We start from the raw sequence: 24,513 nt of genomic DNA on the forward strand, positions 1-24,513 counted from the left end.
GTCGCCGTCGAAGGGGTGGGCCAGCGCCGAAGGCGTTGCCCCGCGCAGGCCTTACCCGCCGCCCCGGAGAAGCTAACCCCGCCGGTCGTTAGCCGGTGCGTGGCGTGGGTATGAAAGCCCAGTGGCAATTGTGGAGAAAGTGATCGACGCTCCCCCGCAGCAGGTGTTCGACGTGCTCTCCGACGGCTGGACGTACAGCGACTGGGTGGTGGGCACCGCACACATGCGGGACGTGGACGAGGCCTGGCCCCGGGTGGGCAGCCAACTGCATCACCGGGCCGGGCCGTGGCCGATCTCGTTGCAGGACGCGTCGACGGTGCTGGTCTGCGAACCGCCGCACCGGCTCGTGCTCAAGGCCGGTCTCTGGCCGGCTGGCGAGGCGATCGTGGCCTTCACCCTCGAACCGGTCGGCGACGGTGCCACCCGGGTGCGTCTCGGGGAGGATTTCGCGGCCGGACCGCTCCGCTGGGTCCACAACAAGATCAACGATCTCGTCCTGCACCGGCGTAACCGGGAGACGCTGGCCCGGCTCTCCGACATCGCCACCCGGCAGAAGGGGTGACAGTGACACGGACCGTGGTGGTGACCGGGGCGAGCGCCGGCGTCGGCCGGGCCGTGGCCCACGCGTACGCGGCTCGCGGCGCCCGGTTGGCGCTGCTGGCTCGGGGCGAGGCCGGTCTGGTCGCCGCCGAGCGGGAGTGCCGACTGCGCGGCGCGACGGACGTACGCGTGTACCGGGTCGACGTGGCCGACGCGGGCGCGGTGCAGCAGGCCGCCGACGACGTGGTGCACCACTGGGGCGGCATCGACGTGTGGGTCAACAACGCGATGGCCTCGGTGTTCGCGCCGGCCTGGGAGATCCCGGCGCGCGAGTTCCGTCGGGTCACCGAGGTCACCTACCTGGGCACCGTGCACGGCACCCTCGCCGCGCTGCGGCACATGCGGGCGCGCGGGCGGGGCACGATCGTCCAGGTGGGATCGGCGTTGGCCTACCGGGGGATCCCGCTGCAGTCCGCGTACTGCGCCAGCAAACACGCCGTCCAGGGGTTCAACGACTCGCTGCGCGCCGAACTGCTGCACGACTGCCCGGGGGTGAAGTTGTCGATGGTGCAGCTACCCGCGGTCAACACGCCGCAGTTCTCCTGGGTCCGCACCCGGCTGCCCCGGCATCCGCAGCCGGTGCCGCCGATCTTCACTCCGGAGCTGGCCGCCCGCGCCGTCGTCTGGGCCGCCGACCGCGGCACCAGGGAGCTGAACGTCGGTGGCCCGACCTGGCAGGCGCGGGTGGGTGACGCCCTGTTCCCCGGCCTGCTGGACCGCAAGCTGGCCCGCGACGGCTACGACAGCCAGCAGACCGGCGAGAAGATCGATCCGGCGACCTGGCGTGACAATCTGGATCAGCCGGGCGATGCGGACGCGGACCGGGGCACGGCGGGCGTGTTCCGTGAACAGGCGCGGGACCGTTCGGCGGCGCTCTGGGTCGGCACGCACAAACCGGCGCTCTCGGGTGTGGCGCTCGCCGTCGCGGCGCTCGCACTCAGCGCGGTCGCTCGCCGTCGGCGCTGACCCTTATAAAGCTCTGACCAGGGGTTCGACGCCCCCGCGCGGTGGGCGGCGAGGGCCCGCGACACCCGGGAGGGGTGCCTCCCTCCGACCGAATGCGGGAACTAGATACCCTTTCCATGACCCTTGTCCGCAAACCGAGGATGACCGACATGATCAAGCCGGTGCAGTTGCCGTCGCCGTGGCGGGACGCACGCCTGACCGTCGTCGTGCCCACCTACAACGAGGCGGGCAACCTTCCGACGCTGGTCGAGCGACTGCTCGCGCTGCCGCTGCCAGGGCTGCGCATCCTCGTCGCCGACGACAACTCCCCCGACGGCACCGGGGAGGTGGCCGACAAGTTGGCCATCGAGAACCCCGACCGGATCGAGGTCGTGCACCGCGCCGGCAAGGAGGGCCTCGGCCGGGCGTACGTGGACGGGATGACCCGGGCGATCGAGGGCGGCGCCGAGTACGTCGCGCAGATGGACGCCGACCTCTCGCACCCACCCGAGGCGCTGCCAGGGATGCTCGGCGCGCTGCTCTCCACCCAGGCCAGTGTGGTGATCGGTTCCCGCTACGTGCCCGGCGGCGAGCTGGACGAGAACTGGCCGCTCTACCGCAGGGCGCTCAGCGGCTGGGCCAACCTCTACGTGCACACCCTGCTGCGGGTCCGCATCCGGGACCTCACCGCCGGGTTCAAGATCTGGCGGGCCGAAGCCCTGCGCGACATCGACCTGGAGCGGGTGCAGTCCAACGGCTACAGCTTCCAGGTGGAGATGCACTACCTCGCCACCAAGCTGGGGCACACCATCCTGGAGGTGCCGATCCGCTTCGAGGAGCGGCGCGACGGCGTCTCCAAGATGACCACCGCGACCAAGGTGGAGAGCGCCCTGATGCCCTTCCGCCTCCGCAGCAAACACCGCAACATAACCCGCTGAACCACCACACACCCAAGCGCCCGCCCCGCCCCGCCCCGGCCCCACCCGCCACGGTCGATCATGGAGTTGTGGTGCCGGTTCAACACCCGGTTGAGCACTTTGCCACCCACCACAACTCCTTGATCGACGGCGCGGGGGTGCGGGGGTGCGGGGGGCGACGGCGCGGGGTGCGGGGGCGGTATCGGGTGCGGGGGGAGTTACACGGGGTAGATGGCTTTGTGGGCGGTGGCGATGGCTGCGGCGTACGCGCGGCCGGTGAGCGCTCGGTCGCGGGCCAGGGCCGCCCGGGCGGCGTTCGCGCCGGGCGCGCCGTGCACACCGCCGCCGGGGTGCGCCGACGCGCTGGCCAGGAAGAGCCGGTCCACCGGGGTGTCCGCCCGGCCCAGGCCCGGGATCGGGCGCAGGAAGAGCTGCTGGTACGCGGCGGCCGTCCCGCCGCCGAGCGTGCCACCGACCAGGCTCGGGTTGCCCTTCTCCAGATCGGCCGGCCCGGCCACGTGTCGGCCCACGATCAGGCTGCGGAAACCCGGGGCCGCGGCCTCCAGCACGTCCTCCATCCGCTGCACGTGCCCGGCGACCTCCTCGGCCCGCCAGTCCCGCCGGAACGGCAGATGGGTGTACGACCACAGCGACTCGGTGCCCGGCGGTGAGTGACTCGGGTCCGCCACCGACATCTGCCCGACCAGCAGGAACGGGTCGCGGGGCAGCTCGCCACGGGCCAGTTCGCTGGCGTAGTGGGTGAGCCCGTTCAGGTCGGCCCCGAGGTGGACGGTGCCGGCGCCGGCCAACTGCCGGTTGGTCCACGGCATCGGCGCGGAGAGCGCCCAGTCCACCTTCAGCGTGGAGCCGTCCCACCGGAAGTGCGCCAGGTCCTCCACCAGCCGGGACGGCAGTGCCGCGGCGCCGACCAGGTCGAGGTAGAGCGCCGGTGCCGGCACGTCGGCGAGCACCGCCCGGCGGGCTCTCCACAGCGCGCCGCCGACGGTCCGGACCCCCATCGCCCGGCCTCGGGCGGTGAGCACCCGGTCGACCGGAGCGCCGTAGAGGATCGTCCCGCCGCGCGCCTGGAGCCGATCCACCAGCGCGTTGGTGATCTGCTGCGCGCCGCCGTCGGGCACCGGCCAGCCAATCTGCTGGCCGAGCATGGCCAGCAGCCAGCCGTACACCCCGGAGCCGGCCTCCTCCGGGGACAGGTCGGTGTGCAGGGCACAACCGGCCAGCAGTGCCGGCCCGCCGGGACCGTCGAAGAGTTCGCTGCCAAGTTTGCGGACCGGTACGACGAGTCGGCGCGCGAGTCGCAGCGCCCCGGCGACGCGCAACCGACGCAGCAGGCCCACCCCGCCGCGGACCGGCGGGAACGGCGAGGTGATCGCCTCCAGCATCGGCTCGGCCACGTCGAGCCAGTCGGTGTACGCGTTGAGCCAGCGCTTACCGTCCCCGGGAGCGAACTGCTCCAGCGACGCGGCGGTGACGTCCGGATCCCGATTGATCACCGCGGCTCGACCGTCGGGCAGCAGGTGCGCCAGCACGTCCGGCGAGTGCCGCCAGGACAGGCCGTGCCGGCCCAGGTCCAGGCCGCCCAGCACCGGCGAGGCGTACCCGAGGGGGTAGAACGAGCTGTAGAGGTCGCTCAGGTAGCCGGGCGCGGTGACCTCGGCGGAGCGGACCGCGCCGCCGGGCACCGCGGTCGCCTCCAGCACCACCACGTCCCAGCCGGCGTCGGCCAGCAGGTTGGCCGCCACCAGGCCGTTGTGCCCGGCCCCGACGATGACGGCATCCGCGCTCGGCGCGGTGGTGGTTGTCATCGGATCCGCCTACCCGGCACGCAACCGGGCGAAACGCGTTTGCCTCGTCGAGGCCGGGGCATCCAGCGCCGCATGTACACGGTTGCGCAGCTGGTGGGCGGGGTGTGGGGTGCGGGCGGCGACGGCGGCGAACTGGTGGTGCGTGATCCGGCGGACGACACGCCGGTGAGCACGGTGCCGGTGGCCACCGCCGACGAGGTGGGCAAGGCGACCCAGGCGGCCCGCAACGTGGCGGCCCAGTGGGCGGCGACCGCCCCGGCGGAACGGGCGGCGGCGCTGCACCGGGCCGCGGACGCGGTCGAGGCGGTCGTCGAGGAGTTGGCGGCGGCGGTCACCGCGGAGATGGGCAAGCCGTTGGCGGACGCCCGCGGCGGCGTCGAGGCGGGGATCGGCACCCTGCGACAGTATGCGGAACTGGCGCCGCTGCGCGGCGGGCGCACGCTCAACGGCGAGAACGCCGCGCTGGACTTCCTGACCCCGCAGCCACGCGGGGTGGTCGCGGCGATCACCCCGTGGAACGACCCGGTGGCGGTCTCCTGTGGACTGCTCGCAGCGGCCCTGGTGACCGGGAACGTGGTGCTCTACAAGCCGAGCGAACGCACACCGGCGACGGGTTGGATGCTGGCCCGAGCACTGGACGAGGCACTGCCGGCCGGGGTGTTGTCGTTGCTCACCGGCGGCCCGGAGGTGGGTGCGGCGCTGGCGGCGCAGGACGTCGACGTGGTGGCCCACGTGGGTTCCACGGCGACCGGGCGGGCGATCGCCGCCGCGGCGGCCCGTACCGGGGCGAAGGTGCTCCTGGAGAACGGCGGCAGTGACCCGCTGATCGTGGACGCTGGCGTCGACCCGGAGTGGGCCGCGGAGCAGGCCGCGCTCGGCGCGTTCGCCAACGCCGGGCAGATCTGCGTGGCGGTGGAGCGGCTCTACGTGCACCGGGAGGTGGCCGACGATTTCGTGGCCGCGCTGGTCCGACGCGCTGCGGCACTGCGGGTCGGGCCGGGCCGGGACCCGGGCACCGAGCTGGGTCCGCTGGTCGACCGGCGGCACCGGGACCACGTGCACGGTCAGGTGGCCGCCGCGCTGGCGGACGGCGCACGGGTGCGGGTGGGCGGCGAGGTGCCGGACGGACCGGGGGCGTTCTACCCGGCCACCGTCGTCACCGACTGTCGCCACGACATGCCGTTGGTCCGGGAGGAGACCTTCGGGCCGGTCGCCCCGGTGGTGGTCGTCGACTCGTTCGGCGAGGCGTTGCGCTGCGCCGCGGACTCCCCGTACGGGCTGGCCGCCACGGTGTTGACCCCGTCGATGAGTCACGCGCAGCGGGCCTGGCGGGAGCTGCCGGTGGGCACGGTCAAGGTCAACGCGGTGTTCGGGGGTGCGCCGGGGGGTGCCGCGCATCCGCGCCGGGCCAGCGGGCAGGGCTTCGGGTACGGCCCGGAGCTGCTGGACGAGTTCACCGCGACGAAGGCGGTGCACATCGAGGCGCCGGGGGGCGGGCACTGGTGAGAACAGCACGGGCGGACGCAGGGGTGGAGCGTCCGCCCGTACCGCGTCGGTTGTGTTGCGGTGCGGCGGCGATCAGTCGCCGCGGGCCTTGCGGGTGGCGCGGTCGTTGGCCTTCTCGATGGCCGTGACCAGCTCCGGTTTGGTCATGCTGGACCGTCCGGGCACGTCGAGTTTGCGGGCCACCGACATCAGGTGATCCTTGGTGGCGTTGGCGTCCACGCCACCGGCGGTGGGGGCCCGTCGTTCCGGACCGCCGCCGGCGGCCTGCTGGTCGCTGGGTCCCTTGCGGCCCTTCGGCTCCCAGTGGTCGCCCACCTTTTCGAACTGGTGCTTCACCGCGGCGAAGGCGGTGCGGTGCGACCGCTCCCCCTCGCCGTAGGTCTCCACCGCCGAGTCGTGCGTCTTCTCCCAGGTGCGCTGCGCCTTCTCCGGGGAGCGTCGCAGCGTGCTGGGCAGGTCTTCGCGCCCGGGCATCTCGTCCTCCTCCGTGTCGACAAGGTGACTGTGAGAGTTCCCCTGGGATGCGTTGGCAAACCCTGGCGCCCCAACGGGCCCGGTGGGGTTTGTCGATTTCGCCGTCCGGGTACCGCCGCGTCCAGGCCAGAGGGGGACGACCGGTCATCCGGCGGCCGGGGCGCAGGGAGCGGGCATGACGACCACGGAGCCGGGTACGACGCTCGATGGCACTCCGCACGCCCGGGTGCCCCGACGGATGCGGCAGCTGAGCTGGCGGACCTGGCGCGGGGTGCTGGTCCGCAGCGTGCAGAACTTCGTCAACGACAACTGCTCCGACTGGGCCGCCGCGCTGACCTACTACGGGGTCCTGGCGCTCTTTCCGTCCGCCATCGTGGTGGTGGCGCTGGTCGGCCTGGTCTCCGACGGGGAGCGGACCCTGGACACCGTGGTCGACCTGGCCAACCAGGTGGGTGCCGGGTCGGTGCTGACGACGGAGAACGGCGGCGTGGTCGGGGTGATCAAGACCGTGGTGCTCGACCAGAGCAACCCCAAGCTGCTGCTGAGCTTCGGTCTGCTCGGCGCGCTCTGGTCCGCGTCGGGCTTCATCGGCGCGTTCACCCGGGCGTCGAACGCGGTCTACGGGGTGACCGAGGGCCGCCCGGTCTGGAAGCTCCGGCCGCTGCAGATCGGCCTGGCGGCGATCACACTCGTGCTGCTCGCGGTGGTCGCCCTCGGCCTGATCGTCAGCGGGCCGGTCACCGACGCGGTCGGCGACCTCATCAACGCCGGCGGCCTGGCCCGCACGACGTGGAGCGTGGCGAAGTGGCCGGTCCTCGCCATGATCATGATGGTGTTGCTGTCCCTGCTGTTCTGGATCGCGCCGAACGTGCGTCAGCCCCGGTTCCGCTGGCTCACCCCGGGCGGAGCGGTGGCCCTGGTCTCCTGGGCGGCGGCCTCCTTCGGCTTCGGCCTCTACGTGGCCAACTTCAGCTCGTACAACACGACCTACGGCAGCCTCGGGGCGGCCATCGCGTTCCTGGTCTGGCTCTACCTGTCCAACTCGGCACTGATGCTCGGCGTGCAGATCAACGCGGAGGTGCAGCGCGGGCGGCGGTTGCAGGCCGGCGAACCGGACCCGGAGGACCCGGTGCTGCCGCCGCGCAAGCCCGCCGACGACTGAGCCTGGCGTTTCCGGCCCGGATGTCCGGCCCCCGGCCGGACCGAGGGCCGGTGCCGGTTTATCGGCCCGGGTGCCGGGTAGCGCAGAAGGCATGGAGCGTGGCAACAGCAAGCACGGACCGAGGATCGACGAGCAGATGAGCCAGGAGGTCAGCGGCCTCGTACAGGGGCCGGGGACCGGTGGCTCTCGGGTCGACGAGTCGCGGGTGCCGGAGCCCGCCGGCGAGGACCAGCCGGAGACGACCACCGCCCCGGCCGGCGACCTGCGCACCGGCACCCCGCAGGGCATGAGCTCTACGGACGTCGAGCAGCGCAGCCGGCTCGGCCGGTTCATCTCGATGAGCGCGCTGCCGGGCGACCGTCTGGTGCTCCTTGCCAGCGCCCGCGAGAACGAGGCGCCGGACGACATCGTGGCGGCGCTGGAACGGCTGCCCGAGGGCACCGTCTACCAGACGGTCTCCGAGGTGTGGGCGGCGCTGGGCAACAAGAACGAGACAACTCGCTGGTGACCAGGATCGCCCCCGATCCGACATCCACCGGCGACTGAAGGAGGTTCCCCGATGAGTGGCGTTACCGAACATGTGGACGTGTCCGTACCCGTGCGCACCGCGTACGACCAGTGGACGCAGTTCGAGGAGTTCCCCCAGTTCATGGAGGGTGTGCAGGAGGTTCGGCAGCTCTCCGACACGATGACCCACTGGACCGTGGACATCGCCGGGGTGAAGCGCGAGTTCGACGCGGAGATCACCGAACAGCTCCCCGACGAGCGGGTCGCCTGGCGCTCGACCGACGGCACGCAGCAGGCCGGCGTGGTGACCTTCCACCGATTGGACCAGGACAAGACCAGGGTCACCCTGCAGCTCGAGTTCGAGCCGCACGGCGTGGTCGAGCAGGCCGGCGACAAGCTCGGCATCGTCGACCGACGGGCCAAGGGCGACCTGGAGCGGTTCAAGACCTTCATCGAGCGGCGTGGTCAGGAGACCGGCGCCTGGCGCGGGCAGGTGGACCGTCCCCAGCCGTGACCCTGGGCAGCATGACCTGAGATGGCCGCCGGGCTACCGGCGGCCATCGTCGTGTCCGAGCCTGCTCGGCGGGCACCGTTTGCGATCATCGTGCCCGGGTACCGCTGAAGGTATGACCGACGACAACATCAGGGTGTGGCGGGACGAGGAGCGGCTGCCGTTGGAGGAGTTGGAGCGCGCCGTCTCGGGCTCCAGCCTCGACGGGCAGGCCGACGACGTGACGGGGAACGACGCCGGCGAGGAGGCCGCGTTCGGGCACGGGCCGGCCGCGTCGGACCGCGACGGGCAGGCCCAGGGCACCAGCCGGGAGGCCACCGACCCGCAGCGCGCCTACCGCCCGTCCACCACCGGGCGGACCGGGCCCGACGTCTGAGTCTCGCCTCCGGGCTGGGCAGGCACCGCCGGCACGGGACGTCCAGCGGCCGGTCGGCGCGCGCCCCACTCGTAGAGCACGATCAGCGCCAACGCGAGCACCAGCAGGGCCGATCCCAGCACCTCCACCGAGGTGTTGCCGATCAGCACGCCCAGCCCGGCCGGGACGAGCGCCGCGCCGACGCCGGACGCGCCGATCTGCAGGCCGATGGCGCGGTCCGCGTGCGCCGCGCCGACCCGGTCGGCGGTGGTGAGGGTGAGCAGCGGAAACACCGGGGCCGCGGCGAATCCGACGACGACCAGCCCGAGCACCGCAAGGACGGCCGGCCCGGGAACGGCGATCAGCGCCGCGCCGACCGCCATCCCGGCCAGGCTGGCGCGCAACACCAACCCCGACCCCAGTCGCTCGGCCACCAAACCCTGCACGACCCGGCCCACGAAGAGACTGCCCCAGTACGCGGAGACGCCACCGCCGGCCAACGCCGCGCTGAGCCCACGCCCCTCGGTCAGCAGCAGGAATGCCCACAGCCCCGCGGAAACCTCGATCGCCACGTACAGCGCGAAGGCGAGCGTCCCCGACCAGACCGCCGGCAACCGCAGCGTGTCCCTCACCGGGACCTGGACGGTCGGCGCCGGACCGGAGTCCGCAGCGGCGGGCCCGCCGGCCGAGGCGTCACGCCGCCAGGCCCGCACGGTGAGCACGAACGCGGCGGCCAGGACGAGTTGGGCGGCGGCCACGATGCCGTACCCCCAGCGCCAGGCGAGCCCGGCGCTCAGCACCGCGGTCATGATCAGTGGACCGATGGCCACGCCGAGACCGAAGAAGGCGTGCAACCAGTTCATGTGGCGGGGCCCGAAAGCCCCGGCGGCGTACGCGTTGAGCCCGGAGTCGACAGCGCCGGAGCCGAGCCCCAGCAGCAGCGCACAGCCCACCAGCACCACCAGCACGGGGCTCACCGAGAAGCCGGTCAACGCCAGGCTGGCCAGCAGGGTGCTACCGGCGAGCAGGGCGCCCACGCCGACCCGGGCCAGGGTGAAACCGGCCAGCACACTGGAGGTGAGATAGCCGACGGTGCCGGCGGTGAGCACCCACCCGACGGCCTCGGTCGGTACGTCGAAGTCGCCTCGGATCGAGGGCCAGGCGACGCCGAGCAGGCCGTCGGGCAGGCCGAGACTGACGAACGCGAGGTAGGACAGCAGGAGTAGCGCGGCGCGGGGACGCGGGGGCGTGGTGGACACGAGACACCATCCTGCCGCAGGGCACCCTAGCGCCGTCGACCGCCGATCGCCCGCTGCGCGAAGAAGTCGTGTCCGTACGGTCGAGAAAACGGACAGCTCATCCAGAATCGGCCGATCGGAGGACGGCAAGCCGGCCGGTTCGCGTAAGAATTTCGGGATGCATCAGGGCTCCGGAATCCTCTCCACGCGTCAGCGCAAACTCGCCTGGCTCGGCTTCCTGCTGGCCGCGCTCCAGGCACCCGTGTCCGCCTGGCTCGTCGCCGACGAGTCGTGGCTGTTCAGCCTGTGCGTCGCGCTGATGGTGGCCACCGTGATCATCGCCGACGACGCGGCACGGCGTCGCCCGGCCAACGCGACAACCGACTAGGTTCCGCCGTCCGGCCGGGCCTCGTGGCCCGGCCGGCCCCGGCTACGGCGGCGTTCCTTCATCTCCGCCTCGTAGAGATGGCGCCGCCCACCCACCAGCTCGTCGCGGGCCTGCTGGTCCACCTCCCGGAACAGCGCGTGGTAGCCGTCGTCGAAGTCCTCGACGATCTGGAACGTCCACCGCCCCGCGATGACGTTGCGGCCGCGCAGCTCGGTGGCGATCCGGTCGGCGAGGCCCGGATGCCCGGCGGCGTGAAACTGCTCCACCGCGTCGTCGAGCATCAGGTCGGCATGACCGATCAACTGGTGCATCGAGTAGAGATGCCCTCGGGCCCGCTCCACACACTCCAGCGCCTCGCTGAGCTTGCCGAGCGCGGCGACAGTCGCGTCGCTGACCCCGTCCGGCCGCCGGTGCCGCTCATCGGGTCCGTCCGCCTGCTGTCCCATCCGTGCCTCCGTGCCGGGTGCCGTCACTGCTGGGTGTTCTCCTGCTGCCCCGTCTGTGCCGGATCAATCCCCCAGGTCAGCGGCGAGCATCCCAGTGGCGCAGCCGACATCCGCCGAGCGGACGAGGTCGACGCGGTCACCGGTCGGTTAGCCTCGGTCACCATGCGTGTGCCGTTCCACCGGGTCGCCTCCCGTACCGCCGTCGACTCGGCGCGGTCCACCCTGGCCGCCCTCACCGTCTCCGTGGGCACTGTCGGGCTCACCGCCGCCGCCGCGCGCCCAGGGCTGCTGGCCCTCGTCGACCAGCACGCGGCGGCCGTCCGGGACAGCCTCGACGGCGACCGCACGCCGCTGACCTCCGCGGCGCTCGCCGGCTACGCCGAGGGTGTGCGCGCCGCCGCGCTGGAGCACGGGTGGACGCCGCCCCGCGGGGCGGTGGACTGGAGCCAGCCGGAGTGGCTGCTCACCCGACTGGTCGCGGTCTGCGCGTTGGCTCGCGCACTCGACCAGCACTGACACGAGAGGAGGGCACCCCGCGTCGTACGCGGAGCACCCTCCCACCCGTCGTGCCGTTCCGCCCGCTACGAGCGGTACTGCTGGGCTTCGTCCACCCGAGGCATGGCCTGGGTGCGGTCACCCCCGCGGTCGGCCATCTGCCGCTCCACGTCGCTACGCCCGGCCGACGTGGCCTGGCGTTGCTGCTGCACCGCCCGGGCCTCCTCGGCCGCCCGGCGCAACCAGCCGTCCCAGCGGTTCTGCATCGGCTTCACCAGACCACCACCGACACCGACGATCAGGATGCCGGCCACCGTGGCGAGCACCGCGATCAGCACCGGAGTGGTCACCGTCGTGGCGATACCCACCTGGTTCAGGGCCGCGATCACACCCAGCGCGATGATGAAGATCGCCGTCAGGTCGGCCAGCACCTTGCCGTACGAGAGTCCTCCCAACGCCCCGGTGACCAGATCCCGGACAGCGTTGGCGATCGCGGCCGCCACCACCACGATGACGATCGCGATGAACGCGCGCGGCAGCCAGGCCACCACGCCGCTGATCAGGTCACTGATCGCGTTGGGCCCCCAGACTCCGAACGCGAACTGCAGGGTGAACAGCAGTACGGCGTAGTACGCCAGTCTGGCCAGAATGTCGCTGGCGTCGTACTTCGTTCTCTCCAGGGCCCGTTTGATGCCGCCGCGTTCGACCGCCTGGTCGAAGCGCACCCGTTCCAGCACCGTATCCACGATTTTGAGGACGGCTCTGGCGATGAGCCAGCCGACCACGAGGATGACGATGAAGGCCACTGCCTTCGGGATGAAGAGCAGCACCGACCTCCAGGTGTCGGCGATGGCATCGCCGATGTCGGCCTGCCGGACCGCGAGGGTTTTCAGCATGATGTCCCTCCTGTCGCATGGACTGCGCCGGGCGCATACCCGGCAACCGGTCCGGCACTCCGCGCAGCGCGCGGCGTTTTTCCCGACAGACCTCCGGACAGGGGCCCTGAACTGCCCGAATGGCCACCGCGACGGACTCGGCGACGGCCCGCCGCCGTGGTCGGATGCCTTTTCCGGTCGGCCGACTAGGCTGCGAACATGCCAGGAACGGTCGGGCGGGTCCCCACGCCAGCAAGTCCGGGCTCGGGCGCACCCACCGGGTCCGGCCCGGCCGTCGGTGTGCTCGCCCACGACTGGGCCAACACCCCGCTGGGCCCGGCCGACGACTGGGACGTCGCCCTCCAGGCGGTGGTGGAGCTGGTCCTCGCCTCGCCGATGCCGATGGCCCTGGCGTACGGCGACGACCTCGTCCTGCTCTACAACGCCGGCTACGCCGAGCTGCTGGGCACCAAACACCCGAGCGCCCTCGGTCGTCCGGCCGCCGAGGTGTTCGCGGAGATCTGGGCGCTGCCCGGCGTCGGCGCGGTGATCGAGCGCTGCTACCGGCAGGGCGAACCCTTCCTGGAGAAAGAGTCCACCCTGCCGCTGGTCCGTGGGCACTCCGCGACGGTGGAGCAGGCGGTCTTCACCCGGGGTCACTCACCGGTGCGCGACAGCGCCGGGCAGATCGTCGGCGTGTTGACGGTCGCGGCCGAGACAACTCACGTCACCGAGCAGTTGCAGAGCCTCAGCGAGGTGGCCGCGGCGCTCGCCGGCACCCTCACCCTCGACGACGTGGCCCGGGTGGCGCTGCGGTACGCGATCACCACGTTCGACCCCGACCAGGCCTCGTTCGCCGTCGACGAGGGCGGCGGCGGCTGGCGCATGGTGCGTCGGGTCCGTGGCGAGTTGCTGGACGAGGCCGACGAGCGGCTGCCCCCGCTCTGGCGGCGCGCCCCGGCGGACTGGCCGGCCCCGGTGGTGCAGGCGGCCCGCTCCGGCGCCCCGTCGTTCACCCGGGACGGGCAGCCGCTGCGGGACACCGCCGTGGACCGCCACGACCAGAAGATCCGCGCGATGGCGGCCCTGCCGCTGGGCACCTCGGTGGTCCGCGGCGGGCTGTCGGTCGGCTACCAGGTTCCGCACACCTGGTCCCCCGCCGAACGGGCGCTGCTGGCCGCCTCCGCCGAGCTGATCGGCCAGGCCGCCGAGCGGGCCCGCCGTTTCGAGACCCAGCACGGCACGGCCCAACTGTTGCAGCGCAGCATGTTGCCGGAGCATCTGCCGGATCTTCCCCGATTGCGGATCGCGGCCCGCTACGACCCAGGTGTGGACGGCAACGCGGCCGGCGGCGACTTCTACGACGCGTTCCCGCTGCCCAACGGCTCGCTCGGCGTGGTGCTGGGCGACGTCGCCGGGCACGACGTGCAGGCCGCCGCGCGGATGGGGCAGGTCCGGGCCGCGCTGCGCGCTCTGGCCCTGGCCGACCCGACGCCCGACGTGGTCCTGGCCGGCCTGGATCGGCTGGTGACCAGCCTCGGCGCGGAGGCCGGCACCCACGAGCTGTTCGTCACCGTGGCGTTCGGGGTGATCGACGCGGATCGGCGGGAGCTGACCCTGGCCAGCGCCGGTCATCCCGCGCCGTTGATCCGCCGCGGCGACCCGGATGGTCGGTTCCACGCCGAGTACGTCGACGTTCCGGCCGGGCCGCCGCTGGGGTTGGGCGGCCGGCCGGGCACCACGACCGTCCCGTTCCGTCCCGGTGACACCCTGCTGCTGTTCAGCGACGGGGTGGTGGAGCGTCGCCGGCAGAGCCTGAGCGCCGGGCTGGCCACCCTGAGCGACGCCATTGCCAAGGCCGGTAGCGGCGACCCCCGCGCGCTCTGCGCGGTGGCCACCGCGGCGGTCCCGGGCGGCACGGAGGACGACGTGGCCGTGCTGGCGGTCGAGCACGCGCTCAAGCCGAGTCGTTCGGCCAGCATGGAGGTGCCCGCCGAGCCGACCGCGCCCAGCCGGGTCCGGCACTGGCTGACCGGCCAGCTCACCGAGTGGCAGGTGCCCGAGTCGGTGATCGGAGCGGCGGTGCTCTGCACCAGCGAGCTGACCACCAACGCGTTGCTGCACGCCGGCACGGCCGCCCGGGTGGAGATCGACCTCAGCGCCGAGCGGCTGCTCGTCTCGGTGGCGGATTCCGGCACCCGGGGGACCGTGACCCGGGCCCGTACCGACACGTTGAGCAGTCGCGGGCGTGGCCTCGGCCTGATCGAGGAGCTCAGCGACGCCTGGGGCACCGACCCGTCGGTCCGGGGCTCCACGGTCTGGTTCGAGATCCTCACCCCGCCGGCCGCGCAACCCTGAGCCGCCCGATGGCAGGAGGACGCCAGTGGCTACCAACCGGCCCGCCGGGGTCCTCTTCGATGTCGACGGCACCCTGGTCGACACCACCTACCTGCACACGGTGACCTGGTGGGAGGCGTTACGCCAGACCGACCAGCCGGTGCCGATGGCGGTGGTGCACCGCTCGATCGGGATGGGATCGGACAAACTCCTGGACCATCTCCTCGGGCCGGAGCGGGACCGCGACGCCGACTCCAAGCTGCGCGACGCGCACGACACCCTCTACGCCGAGTACTGGGAACGGCTCACGCCGCTCCCCCGGGCGGCCGACCTGTTGCGCGCCTGCGCCGAGCGGGGTCTGCGTGTCGTGCTGGCCACCTCCGCCTCGGAACCGGAGGTCGGCGCGCTTCGTCGGGCGCTGGGCGCCGACGACGTGATCGACACGATCACCTCCTCCGCGGACGCCGAGCAGAGCAAGCCGGCACCGGACATCCTGGTCGCCGCGTTGAAGCAGTCCGGGTTGACCGCCGAGCGGGTGATCTTCGTCGGCGACTCGGTGTGGGACGTCGTCGCGGCCGGGCAGTTGAACGTTGCGTGTGTGGGCCTGACCTGCGGTGGCACCAGCCGCGGCGAGCTCGCCGGCGCGGGTGCCGTGGCGGTGTACGACGACCCGGCCGCGCTGTTGTCCGAGTTGGCGGACTCGCCGCTCACCCGACCCCGGTGAGGATCATTCGGGTCCACCGGCACTGGCGCGCATAGCCGGAGCCCTTGCGGGGCAAGGACTGTCACCACCTGCCCGCGCCTCGCGGGTGCGGGTGGAAGGGTGGTGCCGTGGAGCCGGTAGATGTGGCGTTCGCACTGGTGGGCGTGGGCGCCCTGCTCGCGGGCATCCTGCCGCGGGTGCTGGAGCGCCGCCCGCTGTCCATGCCGATAGCCTTCCTCGCCCTCGGCATGCTGGTGTTCCTGCTGCCGGTCGGGCTGCCGTCACCGGACCCCCTGGCTCACCCGGAGCTGGCCACCCACCTCACCGAGATCGGGGTGATCGTCGCGCTGATGGGCGCCGGGCTGAAGATCGACCGGCCGTTGAGTTGGCGGCGGTGGTCGTCCACCTGGCGGCTGCTGGCGATCGCGATGCCCCTGTGCATCGCGGCGGTGGCCCTGCTCGGCTGGTGGTGGGCGGGGCTGGTACCGGCCGCCGCGCTGCTGTTGGGCGCCGCGCTGGCGCCCACCGACCCGGTGCTCGCCGCCGACGTGCAGGTCGGCGAGCCGACCGACGTGGAGGATTCCGAGGACGAGGTCCGCTTCGCGTTGACCTCCGAAGCGGGCCTGAACGACGGGCTGGCGTTCCCGTTCGTCTACGCGGCCATCGCCATCGCCTCGACCAGCCTCGCCCCGAGCGACTGGTTGGCCGAGTGGTTCACGGTGGACGTGCTCTGGAAGATCAGCATCGGCGTCGGCGGTGGCCTGCTCATCGGCTGGTTGCTCGGCAAGCTGTTCTTCCGCGCCCCCAGCGAGTTGCGGCTGGCCCGGCACGCCGAGGGCTTCCTGGCGCTGGCCGCCACATTTCTGGCGTACGGGCTGGTGGAGGTGGTCGGCGGGTACGGCTTCCTGGCGGTGTTCGTGGCCGCCCGGGCCATTCGGGCCGCCGAACGGACCCACGAGTTCCACTCGGTGCTGCACGACTTCGCCGAGCAGGTCGAACGGCTGCTCACCCTGGTGCTGTTGCTGCTGCTCGGCGGCGCGATCGTGGGTGGTCTGCTGGGCCCGCTGACCTGGCCGGCAGCCGCCGTCGGGCTGGTGCTGGTGTTCCTGGTCCGGCCGCTGATCGGCTGGTTGTCGTTGCGCGGCGCTCCCGGACGCCCGGCCGAGCACTGGGTCATCTCGTTGTTCGGCATCCGCGGCGTCGGCTCGTTCTACTACCTCGCGTACGCCACCACCAAGGCCGACTTCCCGCAGGCCGAACTGCTCTGGGCGACCGTCGGGCTGGTGGTGCTCGTCTCCGTCGTGGTGCACGGCATCACGGCGACCCCGGTCATGCAACTGCTCGACCGGGAGGGAGAACGGACCTCCGACCCGGCCGAGCGGGACGCCGACGCTCGCCCCGTCGCGGCAGCCGGGCACGCCTGAGAGCGGCGGCCCGCTCAGGCCAGGCGGGCGGCCAGCGCACGGCCCAGGTCCCGGCCGGAGCGCCAGGCGCTCTGCACCCGGGGCTTGCCGAACGCGTCGCCGGCCAGGCCGATCCCGTCCGCGTCCAGGTGGTGGGTGGCGCCGCCCGCATCGCTCGTCGGCTTCGCGTACGTCCAACGGTGCACGTGCACGTCGACGGCCTGCTCGGGCAGCCCGAGCAGGTCCCGGACGGCCTGTTCGATCGCCGGGCCGGCCCCGGTGGGTTGAGCGAGGTGCCCGGCCGCGAACTCCGGCACGGTGTGCGCGACCAGCACCGGCGCGCCGTCACCGCGCCGGTCGCCGTCGTCGCAGACGAGGTTGAGCACCGGGTGCTCGTTGACGAACGCGCCCCGGAAGTCTGGCCAGCGCCGGGTCGGGAAGCGCAGCACCGCGGCCAGCGACGGCGACCAGCGCTGCTCCTGCACGACCCGGGTGGCGTCGGTCAGGGCCGGGTCGAGCAGCAGGGCGGCCTGCGGACCCGGCATGGCCAGGGCGACCGCCGCGCACGACTGCCCGTCGACGACCGGGCCGGGTTCCACTGTGAGCACCAGCCGGTCGACGGTCAGCGGTACCGCACCGGCCAGGTGCTCGACCAACGAGCGTAGGCCGCGGGGAGCGGCGTAACGCATCGGCCCGGACACCTCGTGGTTTCCACTGCGGTCGTACGCCTGGAACGTGTCGGTCCACTCGTGGACCAGCCCGGCGGCGCGCCACTGCTCGACCAGTGCGGCGAAGTCCGGGTCGGTGGCGGTGAAATACGCGGCCCCGATGTCCGCGGGCCGGCCGTGGAAGCGTTTGCTGGCCATCCGGCCACCGCAGACGTGCCCCCGCTCCCGGACCTGCACCGGCACCCCGGCCCGGGTCAACTCGATCGCACAGGCCACCCCGGCTATGCCCGCCCCGACCACCACCACGCTCGACCGGTCCTTCGTCATCCGATGATCGTAGGCGGCGGCGTTCGGGCATGAACCACCGACAATCGGGGTACTGGCACACCTGTTCGAACGAAAGGGTGATGATGATGACGGACCGCCGCACCGAGCAGGTCGACCAGCAGGCCGACCAGAACGCTGCGATCAAGGACCCGGACGAGTGGGTCACCGGGGACGAGCCGCCGACCGCCGCCCAGGAGTCCTACCTGAGCACGCTGGCCCGGGAAGCCCACGCCGATCTCCCGGACGACCTGACCAAGGCTGAGGCGTCCAAGCGCATCGACGAGCTCCAGGCCAAAACAGGCCGAGGCCAGTAGCCCGACCCCGCACCCCGCACTCCGCACCGAGAAGCCGCAGCCCCGCGGGCCCGTGACCGCCGGGCCACGTGTCGAGCGAGGCCCCCCGCGCCGATCTTGCGGTTTCTGTTGCCAACCTGGGCGGATATGCCCCGAGTGTCGGGACAGAAAGTGCAAGATCGCGAGAGCAGTGCCGGCGTTGCGCGCACCCCTCCACGCGATCTTGCACTTGCTGTCGCGGCAAAAGGCGCTTAAGGCGCAGAACAACGACAGCAAGTGCAAGATCGCGGGAGCAGGGGCGACGGGGCGACGGGGCGGGAAGGCTGGGCGGTTAGGGGCGGGGTAGGGGGTGCAGCTTCACCTTGGTCAGGCTGCCCTCGTGGACCTCGGCGGTGAGGTAGGTGGCGTGGGGTTGGGAGCGGCGGTCGGTGGGTGAGCCGGGGTTGAGCAGGCGTAGCCCACCGGGCGCCTCGGTGTCCCAGGGGATGTGCGAATGCCCGAACACCAGCAGGTCGACTTCGGGAAAGGTGGCCGCGCACCGCTTCTCCCGGCCGGTCCGGGGACCGGTCTCGTGCACCACGGCGACCCGCAAACCGTCGAGTTCGACCCGGGCCACCTCCGGCAGCCGGGCGCGCAGCGCCGGTCCGTCGTTGTTGCCGTAGACCCCGATCAGTCGGCGTGATCGCGCCGTCATGGCGTCGAGCAGGGCCTCGTCCACCCAGTCGCCGGCGTGCACCACCACGTCGGCGGCCTCGATGGCCACCCAGAGGGGCCCGGGTAGGTCCCGGGCCCGCTTGGGTAGGTGGGTGTCCGCCGTGAGCACCAGCCGCATACCCGGCATTGTCCCCCGAGTCCCGGCCGCCCACCCGGGGGACGTGGGTGGACGGCCGGGCTCCGCCTTCGCCGCCCGGCCCCGTGCGTCATCGACGCTCGGGTACGGGTGCCGAGCCGGTCAGGGGGCGGTCAGGGCAGGGTCCAGCGTTGCGCTCCGGTGCCGTTGCAGGTCCAGATCCGCAGTTGCCGACCGTCGGTGAGATCCGAGTTGGGGATGTCCAGGCAACGCCCGGACTGGGGGTTGCGCAGGCTGCCGTCCGACTGGGCGGCCCACTGCTGGGCCCCGGTGCCGTTGCAGTCGTAGAGCTGCACGAGGGTGCCGTCGGTGGTGCCGCTCGCCTTCACGTCCAGGCACTTGGCGAGCCCCCGCACCGTGCCGTCGCCGGGCAGGGTCCAGCGCTGGGCGGCGGTGCCGTTGCAGGTCCAGGTCTGCACCTTGGTGCCGTTCGCGGTCTGGCTGGCGGCGATGTCCGCGCACTTGCCGAGGGCCTTGACCTCACCGGTACGCGCCCCGCCGGTGCCGACGCCCGGCCCGGTGAAGGTGTAGCTGTCCACGTCCAGCAGCGCCCCGCTGCCGCCGGTCATCACGAGGTACAGGTCGTGGGTGCCGTCGTCCGGCTTGGTCACCGTGGCGCTCAGCTCGGTGTAGTTGTCCCAGCCGCCGGTGTTCGGCACCGCGATCCGGGCGACCTCGGTGCCGGTCGGTGAGTCGTACCGGAAGGAGAGGGTGCCGCCGGGGCCACCGGAGGAGACCCGGGCCCGGACGCCGGTGATTCCCTTGAGGCTGACCGCGTGGTGCCGGACGCTCTCGCCGCTCTGGATGTCACCCAGCCGCTTGCCACCCTCGGCCGCCGCCTGGTCGATCACCTTGGGGCCGTTGAGCTGGACGAAGTGCTCGGCCTGCCACTGTTTCGGGTAGAGGCTGATCTCCTGTTCACCGGTGAGCGCGACGGAACCGGTCGCGCCGCGGTCGGTGTAGCTGCCCCGCAGGACGAAGAACAGCACCGAGTCGGGGCCGGCGTGCACCGGGCCGGTGTTGAAGGTCGCGCCGCAGCCGGTCCCCTCCCCCTCCTCGTGGGCGTGCTCCTGGTGGCCCAGCGCTGCCCGGACGACCACCGCCGAGCAGGCCGGCGTGCCGTCCTGCGGGTCACTGGCGGTGGCGCCCACCGTCAGGTCCTGCTCCCAGTCGAAGAGCCCACCCGCGGGAAGTCCGGTCAACGTGACGGTCGGCCGGTTGTTGCCGACCACCACCGCCACCACAGTGGTGGCGCTGCGGCCGGTGCCGTCGTTGACGGTGAGCCGGGCGCTGTAGTTGCCGTTCGCGGCGTACGTGAAGGACGGGTTCGCGGCGGTCGAGTCGGTGCTGCCGTCGTTCGTGAAGTCCCACGCGTACGTCAGCGGGTCGCCGTCCGGGTCGGAGCTGCCGGCGCTGGAGAAGGTCACCGCGAGGGGTGCCAGGCCGTTGTCCCGGTTGACGGTGGCCTTGGCCGCCGGCGACCGACCACCCTGGACGTAGTTGATTTTGTAGAGGCCGGCGTCGACCGCGCCGGAGAAGTAGCCGCTGCCGTACTCCAGCAGGTAGAGCGAGCCGTCCGGCCCGAACTGCCAGTCGATCGGGTGGACGAGCTTCATGCCGGCGAGCACCGGTTCGATGACCGTCGGCGCGCCGGTGGACGGGTTGCCGTTGTCGAACTGGACCTCCTTGATCCAGTTGCGGCAGTACTCGGAGATCAGCCACTTGTTGTCGTAGTAGGCCGGCCACTTCACGTCCGAGACGAGGTTCGGGTCGTAGTGGTAGACCTCGACGTGGTTGGGCGATCCGCACCCACCCGGGTTGTCCAGCGCCGGCCAGTCCTCGCTGCCGCCGTGCTGCTCCCAGACGAGCGCCGGTCTGGTCGGCGGGAGCTGCTGGACGCCGGTGTTGCGGGGTGAGTTGTTCACCGGGCCGGTCGAGCCGCCGCAGGGGAACCAACCACGCGGTGTGGCGGTGGCGAAGTCCCAGTCGTTGTAGGCGACGTTGGGGCCGCCGCAGTACGGCCAGCCGTAGTTGCCGGGCCCGTTGGCCCGGTTGAACTCGTCGTAGGCCGCCGGGCCGCGGTTGGCGAGGTCGGTGCCGGCGTCGGGGCCGACCTCACCCCAGTAGAGGGTGTTGTTCGCCTTGCGGTCCACCCAGATCCGGTACGGGTTGCGCACGCCCATCACGTAGATTTCCGGGCGCGTTCGTGCGGTGCCGGCGGCGAACAGGTTGCCGGCGGGGATGGTGTAGCTGCCGTCGTTCTCCGGGTGGATTCGGTTGATCTTGCCGCGCAGGTCGTTCGTGTTGCCGGAGGTGCGCTGGGCGTCGTACTGGGCGTTGCGGTTCGTCCGCTCGTCGATCGGGGCCATTCCGGCGGAGTCGCCGCCGGAGTTGGTGTTGTCGCCGACGGCGAAGTACAGGTTGCCGGCGGTGTCCCAGCTCATCGATCCGGCGGAGTGGCAGCACAGGTCGCGTTCGGTGGGCCACTCGATCAGCATGTCCTCGCTGCCCGGGTCGAGCAGCAGCGTGGACGGGTTGAAGGTGAACCGACTGATCCGGTTGACCAGTGGGGTGACCTTCGGCGAGTAGAAGAGGTAGACCCAGCGGTTGCTGGCGAAGCTCGGGTGCAGGGTGATGCCGATCAGGCCGTCCTCGAAGCGGGCGTCCAGCGCCAGGGTGAGGGCGACGGTGGTGGACCTGGTCGCCGGGTTGTAGAGGCGGACCTGACCGCCGGCGCTGCTGGTGCCCCGGTTGATGTAGAAGACCTTGCCGTCGGGTGCCACGGCCAGTTCGATCGGCTCGCCCATCGAGAGGCCGCCGTCCAGGGCGACCTTCTCGAAACCGGTGGTGGCGGGCGGAGCGAGGGCGGCGGCCTGGGCCGGGGACGCGGCGGCCGGCAGAACGCTTGCCTGCGGGACGAGACAGAGGGTGACCAGGACGGTGAGCAGGGTGGTGGCGCTGACGAAACGTCGGCGCGGTGTGCGGGACACGAGACCTCCAGCTGTCCGGGGGATCTCGGTGCCGCTCCCGCCGACTGGAGGAGCACCGCAGGGTGTCCCGGACATTAACGTCTTTCACTGGGAAGCGATAGAACTTCGCGTCTCCAGATAGAAAGTTGTCACGATCTCCGCGAAAGTCCGGCTCAGTGGTCCACCGGAGAGAAGTACGCCGGGGGCATCCCGCGCTGACGCAGCGTCGGGTCCCGCTCGACGTCGGTCAGCACACCGGCCGCGTTGATCAGTCCGATGTGGGAGAACGCCTGCGGGAAGTTGCCCAGCTGCTCCCCGGTCAGCGGATCGATCTGCTCGGCGAACAGGCCGAGGTCGTTGACCCGCTCCGCCAACCCCCGGAACAACTCGTGCGCCCGGTCCCGCTCACCGGCCAAGGCCAGGCAGCACACCAGCCAGAACGAGCAGATGAGGAAACCCGCCGGGTCACCGTCCCAGCGCCGCAGCAGGCCGTCGTGGGAGAGCCGCTGCTCCACCGCTCGGATCGTCGAGCGCATCCGCGGGTCGTCGGCCCGCAGGAACCCGACCAGCGGCATCACCAGCACCGAGGCGTCCAGGTCGTCGGAATCGAAACTTCCGGTGTACGACTGGAGCCGCTCGTTCCAGCCCCGCTCGAACACCTCCGCGCGCACCGCGTCGCGGGCGGCCGCCCAGCGGGCCACGTCCGGCGGTTCGCCGAGCCGGTCAGCGAAGCGGACCGCCCGATCCAGGGCGACCCAGCACTGCACCTTCGAGGACACGTGATGGTGCTGGACGCCCCGCTCCTCCCACATGCCCGCGTCGGGCAGCGACCAGTCCCGCTCGGCCTGGTCGGCGAGCACCCGGAGCACGTGGCGTACCTCGGGGTCCATCGGTTCCAGCTTGTCGCGCATCAACCAGGCGGCGTCCATCGCCTCGCCGAAGATGTCGGTCTGTCGCTGCTGCCACGCGTCGTTACCGATCACCACCGGGGGGCTGTCGCGGTAGCCGCCGAGCTGGTCCAGCCGGTGCTCGGTGAGGTCCCGCTCCCCCAGCACCCCGTACATGATGGGCACCGGCCGGTCGTCGACGCGGCCCATCGCCCGGCCCAACCAGGCGAACTGGCGCTGCACCTCGTCCATGCACGTCGTCCGCCACAGCGCCCGCAGGGTCAGGCTGAAGTCGCGCACCCACACGTAGCGGTAGTCGTAGTTGCGGTCGCCGCCGAGCTTCTCCGGCAGCGAGGTGGTCACCGAGGCCACCACCGCCCCGCTGGGCCGGTACGTCATGCCCTGCACCACCAGCCGGCTGCGTCGCACGTGCTCGGGGTAGAGCCCGTCGTAGGGGTGTTCGGTCGACCAGGAACGCCAGCCGGCGATGGTGTCGGCGATGGTCTGATCGGCGTCCGGCACCTCGGGCAGCGGGGCGTCGTAGGTCGGGGCGTACCCGAGGGTGAAGGTGTGTCTCGTGCCGGGACGGACGGTGAACGTCCCGGTGGCCTCACCGTCCCCGGCGGTCAACCGCTCGCTGCCCCGCAGGGTGAGTCGGGCGGCCCCGGCGATGGCCTCCAGCATGTCCTCCCGCTCGATCAGGTACGCGATGGTGCGGCCGTACTCGAAGCGCGGCCGGTAGTGCACCCGCATCGGCACCGAACCGGACAGCCCCTGCACCGAACGGACCAGCACCTGCGGCGAGTGCAGACCGATGTCGTGGCCGCGTGAGCCGGGCTCGAAGGCGAGCGCGTCGGTCAGCGCGACCTCTCCCTGCGCGGTGTGGAAGACCGTCCGCAGCACCAGGGTGTCCTCCAGGTAGGAGCGCTCGACCCGGTAGTCGCCCTCGGGCTGGATGGACCAGTGCCCGGCGTTGTCGTCGAGCAGCCGCCCGAACACCGACGGGGCGTCGAAGCGGCCCGGGCACCACCAGTTGACCGAGCCCGAGGCGTCCACCAGCGCCGCGCTGCGGCCGTCGGCGAGGAAACCGTAGTCGCTGATCTGTCCGCTCTCCACCTGACTGGCTACCCGGGCAGTCGCCGCCCATTCCCCTCCTGGTCGGCGACGGAAGCCGCGTTACCGTTCGGCCTGGCCGGGAACCCGGGGAGCTGACGAGGGAGGATGCTCATGACGTCAGCTTCGGGGCCGACCGGCAACTGGCGGCCCGGCACACAGGGTGGCGACCTGCTTCCATCCGGACCGGCCGGCCGGCTGTCGACACCGAGCGGTAACGGCCACGGGCCGGAGGGCGGGCCGCCGACCGTGACGATCGGCGCGTACCCGGACTATCCGACCGCCCAGCGGGTCGTCGACTACCTGGCCGACAACCGCTTCCCGGTGGAGCACAGCGCCATCGTCGGCACCAACCTCACCCTGGTGGAGACGGTGCTCGGGCGGATGACCACCGGTCGAGCCGGCCTGCTCGGCGCCGGTACCGGCGCCTGGTTCGGGCTCTTCATCGGCCTGTTGTTCGGCATCTTCACGGTCGGCAACTGGCTGGCGGTGATCCTGGTCGGGCTGGTCATCGGCGCGATCTGGGGTGCCGTCTTCGGCGCGGTGGCGCACGCCATGACGGGCGGGCAGCGCGACTTCACCTCGGCCAGCTCACTGCGCGCCGGGCAGTACGCCGTGACCGTCGACGCGCAGCTCGCCGACCAGGCGCGACAGCTCCTCGGTCGGATGCAGATGCCCAACTCCGCGACGAACGCCCGTTGAGCGACGGTCGATCGGC

Annotated in this window: 24 protein-coding genes; 15 read left to right on the forward strand and 9 right to left on the reverse strand. The window is 72.1% G+C overall.

Annotated features, from left to right (window positions below; genetic code table 11):
* Positions 1 to 139: 139 nt before the first annotated feature.
* The 3 genes from ACZ6NZ_RS10470 to ACZ6NZ_RS10480 all read left to right on the forward strand — a co-directional run bounded on the left by ACZ6NZ_RS10470 (position 140) and on the right by ACZ6NZ_RS10480 (position 2,483).
* Entirely contained in the window at positions 140 to 562 is a 423-nt protein-coding gene (locus ACZ6NZ_RS10470; RefSeq protein WP_465857705.1) for an SRPBCC family protein, read from the forward strand.
* A gap of 2 nt (positions 563 to 564) precedes the next feature.
* Positions 565 to 1,566 (forward strand): SDR family oxidoreductase, encoded by a 1,002-nt coding sequence (locus tag ACZ6NZ_RS10475; protein ID WP_465857708.1) that lies wholly within the window; start codon positions 565 to 567, stop codon positions 1,564 to 1,566.
* A 149-nt stretch (positions 1,567 to 1,715) separates the two neighbouring features.
* Positions 1,716 to 2,483, forward strand: a complete 768-nt coding sequence (locus ACZ6NZ_RS10480; protein ID WP_355007225.1) for a polyprenol monophosphomannose synthase — start codon at positions 1,716 to 1,718, stop codon at positions 2,481 to 2,483.
* A 197-nt stretch (positions 2,484 to 2,680) separates the two neighbouring features.
* Here the strand turns inward: ACZ6NZ_RS10480 and ACZ6NZ_RS10485 are convergent, their stop codons facing one another.
* Positions 2,681 to 4,288 carry a phytoene desaturase family protein gene (locus tag ACZ6NZ_RS10485; protein WP_465857710.1) on the reverse strand — a complete coding sequence of 536 codons (1,608 nt, stop codon included), beginning with the start codon at positions 4,286 to 4,288 and terminating at the stop codon, positions 2,681 to 2,683.
* Positions 4,289 to 4,360: 72 nt separating this feature from the next.
* Here ACZ6NZ_RS10485 and ACZ6NZ_RS10490 point away from each other — a divergent pair, with 72 nt between their 5' ends.
* The gene (locus ACZ6NZ_RS10490) at positions 4,361 to 5,794 is read left to right on the forward strand and encodes an aldehyde dehydrogenase family protein (RefSeq protein ID WP_465857712.1); all 1,434 of its coding nucleotides are present in this window, start codon (positions 4,361 to 4,363) and stop codon (positions 5,792 to 5,794) included.
* Between the two features lie 72 nt (positions 5,795 to 5,866).
* On the opposite strand, the gene ACZ6NZ_RS10495 is transcribed toward ACZ6NZ_RS10490, so the two are convergent.
* A complete protein-coding gene (locus tag ACZ6NZ_RS10495; RefSeq protein WP_210785235.1) occupies positions 5,867 to 6,268 on the reverse strand; it encodes a ChaB family protein in 402 nt (133 codons plus the stop codon).
* 175 nt (positions 6,269 to 6,443) lie between these two features.
* Between ACZ6NZ_RS10495 and ACZ6NZ_RS10500 the strand changes: the two genes are divergently transcribed.
* From ACZ6NZ_RS10500 to ACZ6NZ_RS10515, 4 genes are all read left to right on the forward strand, one after another.
* Positions 6,444 to 7,430, forward strand: a complete 987-nt coding sequence (locus ACZ6NZ_RS10500; protein ID WP_366612433.1) for a YihY/virulence factor BrkB family protein — start codon at positions 6,444 to 6,446, stop codon at positions 7,428 to 7,430.
* A 91-nt stretch (positions 7,431 to 7,521) separates the two neighbouring features.
* Entirely contained in the window at positions 7,522 to 7,938 is a 417-nt protein-coding gene (locus ACZ6NZ_RS10505; RefSeq protein WP_366612434.1) for a DUF2795 domain-containing protein, read from the forward strand.
* Between the two features lie 51 nt (positions 7,939 to 7,989).
* Positions 7,990 to 8,451, forward strand: a complete 462-nt coding sequence (locus ACZ6NZ_RS10510) for an SRPBCC family protein (protein WP_366612435.1) — start codon at positions 7,990 to 7,992, stop codon at positions 8,449 to 8,451.
* 112 nt (positions 8,452 to 8,563) lie between these two features.
* Complete coding sequence (locus tag ACZ6NZ_RS10515; protein ID WP_366612436.1) at positions 8,564 to 8,824, forward strand: hypothetical protein; 261 nt, start codon at positions 8,564 to 8,566, stop codon at positions 8,822 to 8,824.
* Here ACZ6NZ_RS10515 and ACZ6NZ_RS10520 read toward each other — a convergent pair.
* Entirely contained in the window at positions 8,782 to 10,062 is a 1,281-nt protein-coding gene (locus ACZ6NZ_RS10520) for an MFS transporter (RefSeq protein WP_465857716.1), read from the reverse strand. The two genes, ACZ6NZ_RS10515 and ACZ6NZ_RS10520, sit on opposite strands and share 43 nt — an antisense overlap.
* A 157-nt stretch (positions 10,063 to 10,219) precedes the next feature.
* Here ACZ6NZ_RS10520 and ACZ6NZ_RS10525 point away from each other — a divergent pair, with 157 nt between their 5' ends.
* Entirely contained in the window at positions 10,220 to 10,429 is a 210-nt protein-coding gene (locus ACZ6NZ_RS10525; RefSeq protein ID WP_366612438.1) for a hypothetical protein, read from the forward strand.
* Here the strand turns inward: ACZ6NZ_RS10525 and ACZ6NZ_RS10530 are convergent.
* On the reverse strand, positions 10,426 to 10,875 hold the full coding sequence (locus ACZ6NZ_RS10530) for a hypothetical protein (protein ID WP_465857718.1): 450 nt from the start codon (positions 10,873 to 10,875) through the stop codon (positions 10,426 to 10,428). The genes ACZ6NZ_RS10525 and ACZ6NZ_RS10530 overlap by 4 nt on opposite strands.
* Before the next feature lie 162 nt (positions 10,876 to 11,037).
* Between ACZ6NZ_RS10530 and ACZ6NZ_RS10535 the strand changes: the two genes are divergently transcribed.
* Positions 11,038 to 11,391 carry a DUF6401 family natural product biosynthesis protein gene (locus ACZ6NZ_RS10535; RefSeq protein WP_465857720.1) on the forward strand — a complete coding sequence of 118 codons (354 nt, stop codon included), beginning with the start codon at positions 11,038 to 11,040 and terminating at the stop codon, positions 11,389 to 11,391.
* A 65-nt stretch (positions 11,392 to 11,456) separates the two neighbouring features.
* Here the strand turns inward: ACZ6NZ_RS10535 and ACZ6NZ_RS10540 are convergent, their stop codons facing one another.
* A complete protein-coding gene (locus ACZ6NZ_RS10540; RefSeq protein ID WP_285794186.1) occupies positions 11,457 to 12,266 on the reverse strand; it encodes a mechanosensitive ion channel family protein in 810 nt (269 codons plus the stop codon).
* 198 nt (positions 12,267 to 12,464) lie between these two features.
* Between ACZ6NZ_RS10540 and ACZ6NZ_RS10545 the strand changes: the two genes are divergently transcribed.
* From ACZ6NZ_RS10545 to ACZ6NZ_RS10555, 3 genes are all read left to right on the forward strand, one after another.
* Complete coding sequence (locus ACZ6NZ_RS10545; RefSeq protein WP_465857723.1) at positions 12,465 to 14,603, forward strand: ATP-binding SpoIIE family protein phosphatase; 2,139 nt, start codon at positions 12,465 to 12,467, stop codon at positions 14,601 to 14,603.
* A gap of 25 nt (positions 14,604 to 14,628) precedes the next feature.
* Complete coding sequence (locus ACZ6NZ_RS10550) at positions 14,629 to 15,306, forward strand: HAD family hydrolase (protein WP_465857725.1); 678 nt, start codon at positions 14,629 to 14,631, stop codon at positions 15,304 to 15,306.
* Between the two features lie 107 nt (positions 15,307 to 15,413).
* Positions 15,414 to 16,709, forward strand: coding sequence for a cation:proton antiporter (locus ACZ6NZ_RS10555; RefSeq protein ID WP_465857727.1), 1,296 nt, complete (start codon positions 15,414 to 15,416; stop codon positions 16,707 to 16,709).
* Between the two features lie 14 nt (positions 16,710 to 16,723).
* Here the strand turns inward: ACZ6NZ_RS10555 and ACZ6NZ_RS10560 are convergent, their stop codons facing one another.
* Positions 16,724 to 17,662, reverse strand: a complete 939-nt coding sequence (locus ACZ6NZ_RS10560; protein WP_465858406.1) for an NAD(P)/FAD-dependent oxidoreductase — start codon at positions 17,660 to 17,662, stop codon at positions 16,724 to 16,726.
* 104 nt (positions 17,663 to 17,766) lie between these two features.
* On the opposite strand from ACZ6NZ_RS10560, the gene ACZ6NZ_RS10565 reads away from it, so the two are divergent.
* Entirely contained in the window at positions 17,767 to 17,997 is a 231-nt protein-coding gene (locus tag ACZ6NZ_RS10565) for a DUF3072 domain-containing protein (protein ID WP_465858407.1), read from the forward strand.
* A gap of 310 nt (positions 17,998 to 18,307) precedes the next feature.
* Here the strand turns inward: ACZ6NZ_RS10565 and ACZ6NZ_RS10570 are convergent, their stop codons facing one another.
* The 3 genes from ACZ6NZ_RS10570 to ACZ6NZ_RS10580 form a co-directional block, all read right to left on the reverse strand.
* Positions 18,308 to 18,808, reverse strand: coding sequence for a metallophosphoesterase family protein (locus ACZ6NZ_RS10570; protein WP_465857729.1), 501 nt, complete (start codon positions 18,806 to 18,808; stop codon positions 18,308 to 18,310).
* Between the two features lie 131 nt (positions 18,809 to 18,939).
* The gene (locus ACZ6NZ_RS10575; protein WP_465857731.1) at positions 18,940 to 21,816 is read right to left on the reverse strand and encodes a ricin-type beta-trefoil lectin domain protein; all 2,877 of its coding nucleotides are present in this window, start codon (positions 21,814 to 21,816) and stop codon (positions 18,940 to 18,942) included.
* A 152-nt stretch (positions 21,817 to 21,968) separates the two neighbouring features.
* Complete coding sequence (locus ACZ6NZ_RS10580) at positions 21,969 to 23,798, reverse strand: glycoside hydrolase family 15 protein (RefSeq protein WP_465857733.1); 1,830 nt, start codon at positions 23,796 to 23,798, stop codon at positions 21,969 to 21,971.
* A 111-nt stretch (positions 23,799 to 23,909) separates the two neighbouring features.
* On the opposite strand from ACZ6NZ_RS10580, the gene ACZ6NZ_RS10585 reads away from it, so the two are divergent.
* Entirely contained in the window at positions 23,910 to 24,497 is a 588-nt protein-coding gene (locus tag ACZ6NZ_RS10585) for a YflT domain-containing protein (protein WP_366612447.1), read from the forward strand.
* The last annotated feature ends 16 nt before the right edge of the window (positions 24,498 to 24,513 follow it).

Source organism: Micromonospora sp. NPDC047756 (assembly GCF_055587245.1).

Coding starts and splice junctions, on each gene's coding strand:
- ACZ6NZ_RS10480 (WP_355007225.1), top strand. CDS start 1,716: ATGATCAAGCCGGTGCAGTTGCCGTCGCCGTGGCGGGACGCACGCCTG.
- ACZ6NZ_RS10485 (WP_465857710.1), bottom strand. CDS start 4,288: ATGACAACCACCACCGCGCCGAGCGCGGATGCCGTCATCGTCGGGGCC.
- ACZ6NZ_RS10490 (WP_465857712.1), top strand. CDS start 4,361: ATGTACACGGTTGCGCAGCTGGTGGGCGGGGTGTGGGGTGCGGGCGGC.
- ACZ6NZ_RS10495 (WP_210785235.1), bottom strand. CDS start 6,268: ATGCCCGGGCGCGAAGACCTGCCCAGCACGCTGCGACGCTCCCCGGAG.
- ACZ6NZ_RS10500 (WP_366612433.1), top strand. CDS start 6,444: ATGACGACCACGGAGCCGGGTACGACGCTCGATGGCACTCCGCACGCC.
- ACZ6NZ_RS10505 (WP_366612434.1), top strand. CDS start 7,522: ATGGAGCGTGGCAACAGCAAGCACGGACCGAGGATCGACGAGCAGATG.
- ACZ6NZ_RS10510 (WP_366612435.1), top strand. CDS start 7,990: ATGAGTGGCGTTACCGAACATGTGGACGTGTCCGTACCCGTGCGCACC.
- ACZ6NZ_RS10515 (WP_366612436.1), top strand. CDS start 8,564: ATGACCGACGACAACATCAGGGTGTGGCGGGACGAGGAGCGGCTGCCG.
- ACZ6NZ_RS10525 (WP_366612438.1), top strand. CDS start 10,220: ATGCATCAGGGCTCCGGAATCCTCTCCACGCGTCAGCGCAAACTCGCC.
- ACZ6NZ_RS10530 (WP_465857718.1), bottom strand. CDS start 10,875: ATGGGACAGCAGGCGGACGGACCCGATGAGCGGCACCGGCGGCCGGAC.
- ACZ6NZ_RS10535 (WP_465857720.1), top strand. CDS start 11,038: ATGCGTGTGCCGTTCCACCGGGTCGCCTCCCGTACCGCCGTCGACTCG.
- ACZ6NZ_RS10540 (WP_285794186.1), bottom strand. CDS start 12,266: ATGCTGAAAACCCTCGCGGTCCGGCAGGCCGACATCGGCGATGCCATC.
- ACZ6NZ_RS10545 (WP_465857723.1), top strand. CDS start 12,465: ATGCCAGGAACGGTCGGGCGGGTCCCCACGCCAGCAAGTCCGGGCTCG.
- ACZ6NZ_RS10565 (WP_465858407.1), top strand. CDS start 17,767: ATGATGACGGACCGCCGCACCGAGCAGGTCGACCAGCAGGCCGACCAG.
- ACZ6NZ_RS10570 (WP_465857729.1), bottom strand. CDS start 18,808: ATGCGGCTGGTGCTCACGGCGGACACCCACCTACCCAAGCGGGCCCGG.
- ACZ6NZ_RS10585 (WP_366612447.1), top strand. CDS start 23,910: ATGACGTCAGCTTCGGGGCCGACCGGCAACTGGCGGCCCGGCACACAG.